Annotated in this window: 7 protein-coding genes and 1 pseudogene; all 8 read right to left on the bottom strand. The window is 36.9% G+C overall.

Annotation, left to right across the window (positions count from 1 at the left end; translation table 11 throughout):
• Positions 1-161: 161 nt before the first annotated feature.
• A pseudogene (locus ACPYKA_RS15310) lies at positions 162-328 on the bottom strand (anion transporter); the annotation flags it as partial.
• A 402-nt stretch (positions 329-730) separates the two neighbouring features.
• On the bottom strand, positions 731-1,366 hold the full coding sequence (locus ACPYKA_RS15305; RefSeq protein ID WP_479543083.1) for a hypothetical protein: 636 nt from the start codon (positions 1,364-1,366) through the stop codon (positions 731-733).
• Between the two features lie 136 nt (positions 1,367-1,502).
• Positions 1,503-2,225 carry a GntR family transcriptional regulator gene (locus tag ACPYKA_RS15300; RefSeq protein ID WP_479543082.1) on the bottom strand — a complete coding sequence of 241 codons (723 nt, stop codon included), beginning with the start codon at positions 2,223-2,225 and terminating at the stop codon, positions 1,503-1,505.
• 94 nt (positions 2,226-2,319) lie between these two features.
• On the bottom strand, positions 2,320-3,516 hold the full coding sequence (locus ACPYKA_RS15295; RefSeq protein ID WP_479543081.1) for a YeiH family protein: 1,197 nt from the start codon (positions 3,514-3,516) through the stop codon (positions 2,320-2,322).
• 256 nt (positions 3,517-3,772) lie between these two features.
• The gene (locus ACPYKA_RS15290; protein WP_479543080.1) at positions 3,773-5,287 is read right to left on the bottom strand and encodes an APC family permease; all 1,515 of its coding nucleotides are present in this window, start codon (positions 5,285-5,287) and stop codon (positions 3,773-3,775) included.
• Positions 5,288-5,445: 158 nt separating this feature from the next.
• The gene (gene xsc / locus ACPYKA_RS15285) at positions 5,446-7,212 is read right to left on the bottom strand and encodes a sulfoacetaldehyde acetyltransferase (RefSeq protein WP_479543079.1); all 1,767 of its coding nucleotides are present in this window, start codon (positions 7,210-7,212) and stop codon (positions 5,446-5,448) included.
• A gap of 31 nt (positions 7,213-7,243) precedes the next feature.
• Positions 7,244-8,578 (bottom strand): aminotransferase, encoded by a 1,335-nt coding sequence (locus ACPYKA_RS15280; protein ID WP_479543078.1) that lies wholly within the window; start codon positions 8,576-8,578, stop codon positions 7,244-7,246.
• Between the two features lie 675 nt (positions 8,579-9,253).
• On the bottom strand, positions 9,254-9,496 hold a 243-nt coding region (locus ACPYKA_RS15275), incomplete at its 5' end, for a Crp/Fnr family transcriptional regulator (RefSeq protein WP_479543077.1).

Genomic DNA, 9,496 nt, shown 5'->3' with positions numbered 1-9,496 from the left:
GGTACAAACCTTCGTTTTTTGTACCACTCCGTATTTGACCTCACTTTCATCCCACCTCTAAAGACAGTGGGCTTTCCCGTTCGGAAAATCTGTAATCCTGACAACTGACTACCAAACCAGTCAGATAGTCCAGTCGCAACAAATCCGGCTGCTATAGCTAGTCCATCAGGTAATGTTTTTAATTTCAGTGGAAACGCCATCTTCACTAAATAAAACCAAACGAGAAAAATGAAAACCCATGCAAAAGGAACACCAAAAAGCATCCTTTAGCAAAAAATATTTCAATACCACACATTTTATTTACTGCACCAGCAAGTAATATATTTGGTAGCCGATTCAGTATGACACATTTATAGTTAATGTGTCATATATGAAAAAGTTATCAATTAAGATAAAAATATCTAATTAACTTTTATCATTTTCCAATAAATTTTCTCAACTTTTGCATCGTGAAATAGATAAATAAACCTTGATAGTATTAGGGAGTTTAGATATTCACCTTTATTCCCCTTTCGTCGGTAGGCTGAGCTTGTCGGAAATAAAAAATTCCGCCTAATGTAGGAATTTTATCCTAAGCATGACGGAACATATTTCTGTGAATAATTTAGGTAACTATTAGGAGATGTTCAAAAAGTCCGGTAAAAATGACACTTTTATCCTCCTTTTTGAACACGCATTATTAGTAAAGTATCAGCAATCTAGTAAATACATTTGCAAATTATTTTATATCTCACTTATTAATATCCATATCATTCATTTTCCATTTTCCGTCTTCTTTTATAAATTCAAAATCGATTACAAAACTTGATTCGTTTTCGTAATCAATGGCACCAAATCCAACAATAACGGAGTCCGCACTATCCTCATGTGTATAACGAAATTCCAATTCTCCTAAATCATCATCTGAAAGAAATTCTTGTTCATGTGGGTAAGTGACATTTTCGAAGTTGAATTTATTATTTTTTTTATCAAGCTTTGTACCCTTTGAGATGACTGACTGAAGAAAATCGTAGTCATTATCATTTTGCGCATCAAATATATCATAAGCTAAGTCAACAATCTCTTGATGCTTGTCCTTTTCATTTTCATCATTAGATTCTATTGCAGTATCTTGTTCTTCCTCTTCTTCTGCTGACATTTCACCTTCATCCTCTGTCGGTTCAGATTTTTCTTCGGCATTTTCCTTTTCTTCTTCTTCGTCTGCTTGAGTTGGCTCTTCTTTTTCTTCTTCCTCTTCCTGATCCGCTTCATCCACTGCCTCTTCTGTTTCTATTTCGTTTGCTTGTTCATTTTCGCTTGACTCCTGAGGTGAGTTACAAGCCGCTAATATTAAAATAAATAATGTGAATAATGTAAATTTCTTCACTGTTAATACCTCCCATACTACTATAGAATATCATAGTTGTGATAAATAAATACAACGATACAGATGATAAAGCTTATAAAATTTTGCTGATTAATATTTCATAAAAAAAAACGGTTTGGCTTTTCGACCATCCCGCTTATCCAAATTTTCTTGATAAATTAATTTCAAACGCATATAGATCACTACGATAATAAGCTTCTTCATACTCGATTATCAAATCAGCCTGATCCTTTATAATACGTTCTGCCTTTAATACACTAGTTTCTTCGTCAATTTCCAAGTATTTAGCATCTTTGGAAGAAAGTGTGGAACATGTTATTTTTTGATTTGCCTCTGCAAATTGAATCCCAAGTTCTTGTTCCAACACATCGTATAAGGTAATTTTGTTTAAGTCGTAATCTGCAAGTGGTTCACCTATTTCTATAGGGTAGTAATGTTGCTCAATACCAAGTGGAAGATCATTTGCTAACCTTAAACGTTTCAAATAATAGGCTTCAGTAAATCCTGTAATATCTTGAACGTATCTTGAAGGTTTTAGCTTATGAAATTCAATTAACTTTGAACTTGGCTCCATTCCCATACGACGAATTACTTCAGTGGTACTACTTAAATGCCCGAGCCAGTTTTGAATTGGTTTTAAAGAAACAAACGTCCCTTTTCCGTGTTTTTTAACCAAAACCCCTTCCCGGACCAATGCATTAATCGCTTCTCTCACCGTACTTCGACTGATATCGTATGCTTGCATAAATTCTCGTTCACTCGGTATTTGGTCAATTAAATCTCCTTTTATGATTTTTCTTTCAATTTCTTCTTTTAGCTGAATATGTAATGGTGTATGACTATCTTTATTTAAAGTCACCTTATTGTCCCTCTTTTCTCTTGAAAACGGATCCGCCAACGCATAACCCTTATTACTCTAATTTTATAAGACCTTCTCGAATGAAGCAAGAAGACTAAATAACGACTAAATGACCTAATAATGATATCAACGTTACACTTACAATTCCAACAGACACGGCTGCTATAAAACCAATATAAAAAGGCTTAATACCAATTCCTTTAAACATCTTAAAATTTGTTGATAATCCTACTCCCGCCATAGCCATTCCAAGCAGGTAAGTCGTTCCAAATGAACTACTATACGAGTATATTTTTTCCCAAGTATCCTGTGTAAATAAACCAAATGCTCCTTGAGTATTTTCCAGTGTTATATCTCCTAATGTACGTAACAATGCAAAAAGTAAAAATCCGATCACAAATAAAGGTACAAACGTATACCATTTAGGCAATTCCTTTTTCTCTTGCGATTCTTCGGCAGTTGCATTACCTGAATTTTTATAAAATAAATAAGAAACAAATGGTATGATGACAATTATAAAAAGATTTCGGGTTAATTTGGTTACTGTTGCTACATCGACCACTTTACTCATATCAAAGATTTGATTGTAAATTAATGCTGCCCCTGTTACCTGTGCTGTATCATGAATTGCAGTTCCTAAAAACATCCCAGCTTTAATTGGATCATCTGCAAAAAGGAAATTCGCTAAAAACGGATAGAGCACCATTCCAGTCAAACCAAAAATTGTAATATTGGCAACCGCATACGAAATTTCATCCTCTTTTGCTTCGATGACTGGCGAGGTCGCCATAATGGCTGTAACTCCACAAATACCTGTTCCACAAGCAATTAAAGTCCCTAGGCGGGCAGATTGTTTCATTTTATTTGTCAAATATAACGTTAAAAATAATCCCGAAGAAATACAAGCGACAATTAATGGAATTCCTAAAGCTCCAAGCTTTAATGCTTCAATTAAACTCAGACGAAGACCGAGTAACACAATTCCAGCCCGTAGTGCGTATTTCACTGAAAAAGAAATCCCTTTTGAAAAAACATCATGTAAACCGATTGTATTGCGAATAATAATCCCGATGATAATCGCGACAAATATTCCTGACACAGGAGTTTTACTTTCTGGAGACAAGAGTCCAATTTTAATCATCAGATAACCAATTAATTCGGCTCCATAGATACCAATAAACATGACAATAAAACAGATCAGTAGCCCAGGCAATAATTGTAACATAACATTTTGTTCTTTTTCCTTGGCTGACATAATGTTTTGTTCCTTTTCTTTCTCTGAATTACTCATTCCTTCACCTCTTCTCATTGTTCTAAAAACACCGACTTATCCCCCAACTCTTTCTAGTGAAAGCCTTAGTTACATTTTCGTTGTACAAGACGTGCAAGTCCTGACGTTCGACAAACGTTTTCGGTGAGACGAACAATCGTGCAAATGGTTTTGATGGGACAAGTGAAAGCGCAGTCCCTGTCCAGGCAAAAATAATCTTTGGTTCAAATGAGCAATGTCATTTGAACCAAAGAATTGTTCATCACTTATTATACACTTAACTATTTTTTTCTTCATATTCTTTCGATACTACTTCTTCATTCCCCAAAATAAGATAATTTAACTTACTTTGTGCTATACTGTTAAACTCTTTGCGTTTCACAAAGTATATCACAATACCTAGTACAATCCATATAAGCAAAGCGATTCGCGATTGAATACCTAAAAATGCAGGAGAACCAGGAATTAATAAAAGACCAATAAAGACGAGGCTTGCTAATGCTCCAGCACCCGCGATGATTTTCTTTATTGGCGAAACAACATGTAATTTTGGATCGAAATTTTCATTCTTTTTTGACCATCTAAATAAAAAGTAGGCGGTAAAACATGTATAAAAGTAAGCAATCGAAACTCCAATAGATGACATATCAACGACCCAGACGAGTGCTTCTCTTCCAAACCACGGAGCAAAAGCTGCCAGTACAACGGTAAAAATTATTGCAACATAAGGTGTTTTATATTTTGGGTGAACTTTTTCAAACGCACTTGGCAAAATTTTTGCTCGGCCCATCGCAAATAATAATCGACTACCAGCAAGCGTAAAGCCATTTAGACCAGTAAAAATCCCCATACAAAGCGCAACAACTAGTACCGCTAATCCTAGAGGACCAAGTAATTCTTGAATGACAAACCCAGTACCCCATAAATGGTTTTCCGCTACTACCATTTCCCATGGACGCACCATCGCTGTCGCCAGAATCATAAAACTATACAATGCCGCCGCAAACAAAAGTGCATAAATTATCAGCATAAATGCTTTACTAGCTGGAAAATCAAATTCCTCCGCAGCTTGTGGGACAGCATCAAAACCAACATACGCCCAAGGTGCAATGGCAACAATAGAAATAATTGCAGCAAAAGCTGTTTTATCTGTCGGAAAGTATGGTTGAACATTTGTTAATCCCGCACCCGGCTGCACACCAACGAAAAGTGTTAAACCTACGACAGCCGCCACCATGACAAAGCACATAATAAATTGCATCTGCCCAGAAAGCCCCGTACCTTTAATATTTGCATAACCAAATATAGCCAAAACGATTGTCGCAGCAATGATTTCCATTACATAAATATCCCAGCCGGCAATCGTATACAAATGAACATTTTCGATTATAATTGGAAAAACATATTTAAGCATTAATGCAAAAGCAGAGGCATTTAGTGCAACGATACAGACATAACCCAAGGTTAAAAACCAACCACTTATGAAAGCATGTGTACGACCAAGACTTAGGAAGGCATAGGCGAACTCTCCTCCTGAAACAGGAAAACTTTTTATTAATACACCGTAACTGACAGCAATCAACATCATGAGTAATGCACCTATCGTAAAACCGATAATGACACCCATTGGTCCAGCAGTAGCCATCCAATTAATTGGTTGAACAAATGCTCCCCAACCAATTGCAGATCCCAAAGCAATTGCCCAAACCCAGTGTGGCTTTAGCGTCTTTTCAAGCGTCGTCCTCTCACCATCTTCAGGTACTTCTACAAACCTCTTTGCTTCCTCTGGCATGTTGAAACCTCCCAAATTATTTTTTTATTTTCCAAAACACCATTACAGCAGCCTAATAGAGTCACCCTTGTTGAAATCGCTTTCAAATAGAGAAATATAATAAACACCTGGAAAAATTCAAAAATGTTGTTATTCTTCCAGGTGTTATCTCTATACTTTTATTTATCCTTCCACTCTTCGTGGTCAAGATGTTTGTATTTATCTAAGAAACGTGTTGGCATTTTCAGAGCATCTTTTCTAAAAGGAGGTGCAAGTTGTGTTCCATCGACTAAAATATTAATGACTGTTGGACGATTAGCTTCTAATGCTTTTTTAATGGTTGGTCCAATTTCTTCTGCTTTCTCGACAGTGAATCCAAGTGCTCCCATTGATTCTGCCACTTTCGCAAAATTTGGTCCATCGATATTAGATCCGATAAAACGATCATTATAGTAATCAACTTGGTTTTTCTTCTCTGCGCCCCAAGATGCGTTGTTAAACACACATGCAATTACAGGAATATTTTGTTCTACGGCGGTACTTACTTCATGTAAACTCATCCCCCATGCACCGTCACCAACGATTGCTACAGAAGGTGCCTCTGGGTCTGCGATCTTAGCTCCGATTGCTGCTGGATAGGCGAAACCACAATTTCCAAACGTTAGTGCTGCTATATGACGTCTACTTTGGTTAAATGTTAAGTACGCATTTGCTGTAGATGACACATTCCCGATGTCTGTCGAAAAGATCGTATTTTCTGGAAATGCTTTTCTAACCTCAAGTAGTGCACGGCGGGGGTTAATTGGACTTCCTTCCACCATGGCAAGATCAACCATTTCTTTTTCCCAATCTGCTTTTAGCTTTGAGATCTCCTCTTGACGAGTTGTATCTTTTATCTTTTTTTCCTCTGATAATAATTTATAAATTTCATCACTTGCCGCTTTGGCATCTCCAATTATTCCTACCTCTACTGGATGTGTCCGAGCAATATTTCTTGGATTAATATCAATTTGAATAATATTTGCTTGTTTTGGGAAATAATCAATATCATAACTTGGCAACGTTCCAAAAACCGATAGTCTCGTACCTATTGCTAGTAAAACATCTGCATCTTTTAACGCATACATGGCTGATTTTGCTCCCATATATCCAATTGGTCCAACAGATAATGGATGACTATGTGGGAAAGCATCATTATGCATATAAGACACCGCAACAGGCGCTGTTAAATGTTCTGCAATTTTTGCTACTACATCAATTCCGTCTGCATCAACCACTCCCCGTCCAGAAATAATTGCTGGACGTTTTGCATTCTTCAACAGTTCTACAGCCTTTTCAATTTGGTTCGAATCACCCGTTCCTCTTGCATCAACCCGGTACTGATGTGGTTCTAAAATATAATCTTCCAATTCACCGTAGAAATAGTCACGTGGAATATCGTATAATACAGGGCCACGCTCAGCATATGCAATACGAAAAGCGGTTCTTAATGTATCTGCTACCCGGCTCGGGTGCGTCACACGGACTGTTTCTTTCGTAATAGATTCAAAAATTGAAACCTGATCTGCTTCCTGGAATCCATCCCAACCAATCGTCGGTGTTCCCGCAGATGGAGAAATAACAACCATAGGTGTATGTGCATGATTTGCTGCTGCAACAGAAGTTACCATGTTCGTAACACCGGGGCCGTTTTGCCCGATGACTACTCCAGCTTTTCCTGTGACGCGCGCATAAGCATCAGCGATATGTGCTGAACTCTGCTCATGTCGAACAGGAATAAATTCGATTCCCGCTGTCGGCAAAAGATCGAGCATATCCATAAAAGCAGAACCTAATATCCCATACATTTCTGTTACACCTTCAGCAACTAATGTTTCAACAATCGCCTCACTCGGTGTCATTTTCATTTTTTTCTTCACTTTATCTTGTACTTGTGATGTACTCATTTTAATAAACCCTCCTAAGTATATTTAAGTTTTATAATTGATTGATAGCTTCTTTTACTGTATCAACAACAAATCGTAAATCATCTTCTGTAGAAACAAGCGGTGGTGCTACGATAATCACATTGTTTTGCCCTGGAACGGTATCTCCATTTCTGCCAATAATTACTCCTTTATCTTTACAGAATGTTAGAATATTAGCTAATACCTGATCTGATAATGATTCTTTAGTTTCTTTATCTTCAACCATTTCAAGTCCAACTAAAAATCCAATCTGTCTAACCTCCCCTACATTTGGATGCATTTCAAGTTGCTTTAAATCAGTTAAAATGGAATCCCCTAATGTTCGTACCCGATCAACGATATTTTCCCTTTCGATAATTTCAATATTTTTTAATGCAACTGCACAAGATGCTGGGTGGCCACCGAAAGTAGATACATGTCTGAAATGAGAATCTTCCCCCTTTTCTTTAAATACATTAAATATTTCTTCACGTACAGATGTTGCACCTAATGGAAGATATCCACTAGTAATCCCCTTTGCCATTGTCACCATATCTGGCTGAACTCCTTCTGAGTGCATAAAGCCAAACATTTCTCCTGTTCTACCAAACCCAGAAACTACTTCATCAATAATTAATAGGACATTATGTTTCTTACAGATTTTAGCTACCTTCTGTAAATATTTAAAAGATGGAATAATGACCCCACCACCTGAGATGAATGGTTCCATAATAAATGCTGCTACAGAATCTGCCCCTTCCCAGTTAATCATTTCATCTAGCATTTGCGCCGCCTTTAAATCTGATTCCTCTTTATCTTCTCCAAAAATGGAACGGTAACTGTAAGGTGGGTAGACATGTAGGAAACCCGGCACACCTGGATCATATTTCACTCTTCTATTCGCTTGAGCGGTTGCACTTAATGCACCAAGTGTAGAACCGTGATATGCTCTATAGCGCGAAATAAATTTATATTTCCCAGGATTTCCTGTTTGTATATGGTATTGTCTTGCAATCTTGAATGCTGTTTCATTTGCTTCAGATCCGCTGTTAGAAAAAAATGTATGATAGCCTCCACCCAAAAGATCACTTATTTTCTTTGAAAGGTTTACTGCCGGCTTATGGCTTAAAGTCAGCGGAAAGTAAGATAGATTACGCATTTGTTCCGAAGCCGCTTCAACGATTTCCTCATTTCCGTGACCTAGGTTCAAACACCATAAGCCGGAAACGCCATCTAAATATTTATTACCATCTACATCATAGAACCAAGCCCCTTCTCCACGATCTGCGACCATTGGACTTGCACCAGAGTCATAACGCCTGATAGCATTCCATAAATACTTCCCATTTTTTACATCCATTACCATTATTTATCCCTCCAAATATGTGTGACACTTAATGGTACTTTTCTGTTGTATCCGCTCTCAAGAATCAATAGATTTATGTGGTTAGCGTTTTCTACTTTATAAAATGTAGATTTTCGTCACATCATGACGTCCGTACCAGTTAATTGTGCAAAAAAATATTTAAATTCATCTTACAGATAAAAAACACAATTGTCAATATAATTTTGAAATTTATTATTATTGAGTTTATTAAGGTTTTAAAATTCATTTGAGTTCCAACTTATCGAAAAAATTTTATGGATAAACCTTAGCCGCACTTACAGCACATAAGGTGTGCTAGTCCTAGCGTTCCTGCAAATGTTTTCAGCGAACGAAAGAGCAGTCCAAGGACGTCACTTTTTAGCCAGTGAATAAAAAGGTATAAGCACAATACCAGAAGATATTTATTCTTTTTTAAGAGTATTCGGAGCAAAAAAGTTCGAGAATAAGCTAGACAATCAGTTAACAGCTAAGCAAGTGTTATTGTTAGAATTAATAAAGCAAGGAGCTACTGCAACGAAAGATATAGCTGATAAATTAAATGTTTCTACAAGTGCGGTAAGTCCATAAGACCACGGCCTTCAATTTCCATGAGTGTAGCGCACTGTACACATATCGCTCCGTATTTTTATATATTTCTCCAAATACTTTTTCACCTCACACAAGCAACAGTCCATCTAAATCCAATACAGTAATTTTACGTTGCCCTTTTTGTTTTATTAATCCTTCTGCCTCAAAATCTGCTAGCCGTCTACTTAATGTTTCCGGTGTGGTACCTAAATAGGATGCCAAGTCTTTTTTACTCATTGGGAGTTGAATGGTGTTTCCATCATTTCCTTCACCATCAATAAGTTCAGCTAAGAAAAGTGCTATTCTCGTCTCCACTTTTTCCGTTGCAAA

This window comes from Pseudogracilibacillus amylolyticus (SeqCode) (assembly GCF_051918545.1).
GTDB lineage: Bacteria > Bacillota > Bacilli > Bacillales > Amphibacillaceae > Pseudogracilibacillus.
Note: the sequence above shows the minus strand (reverse complement) of the source record. Positions and strands in the feature narration are given on the sequence as shown.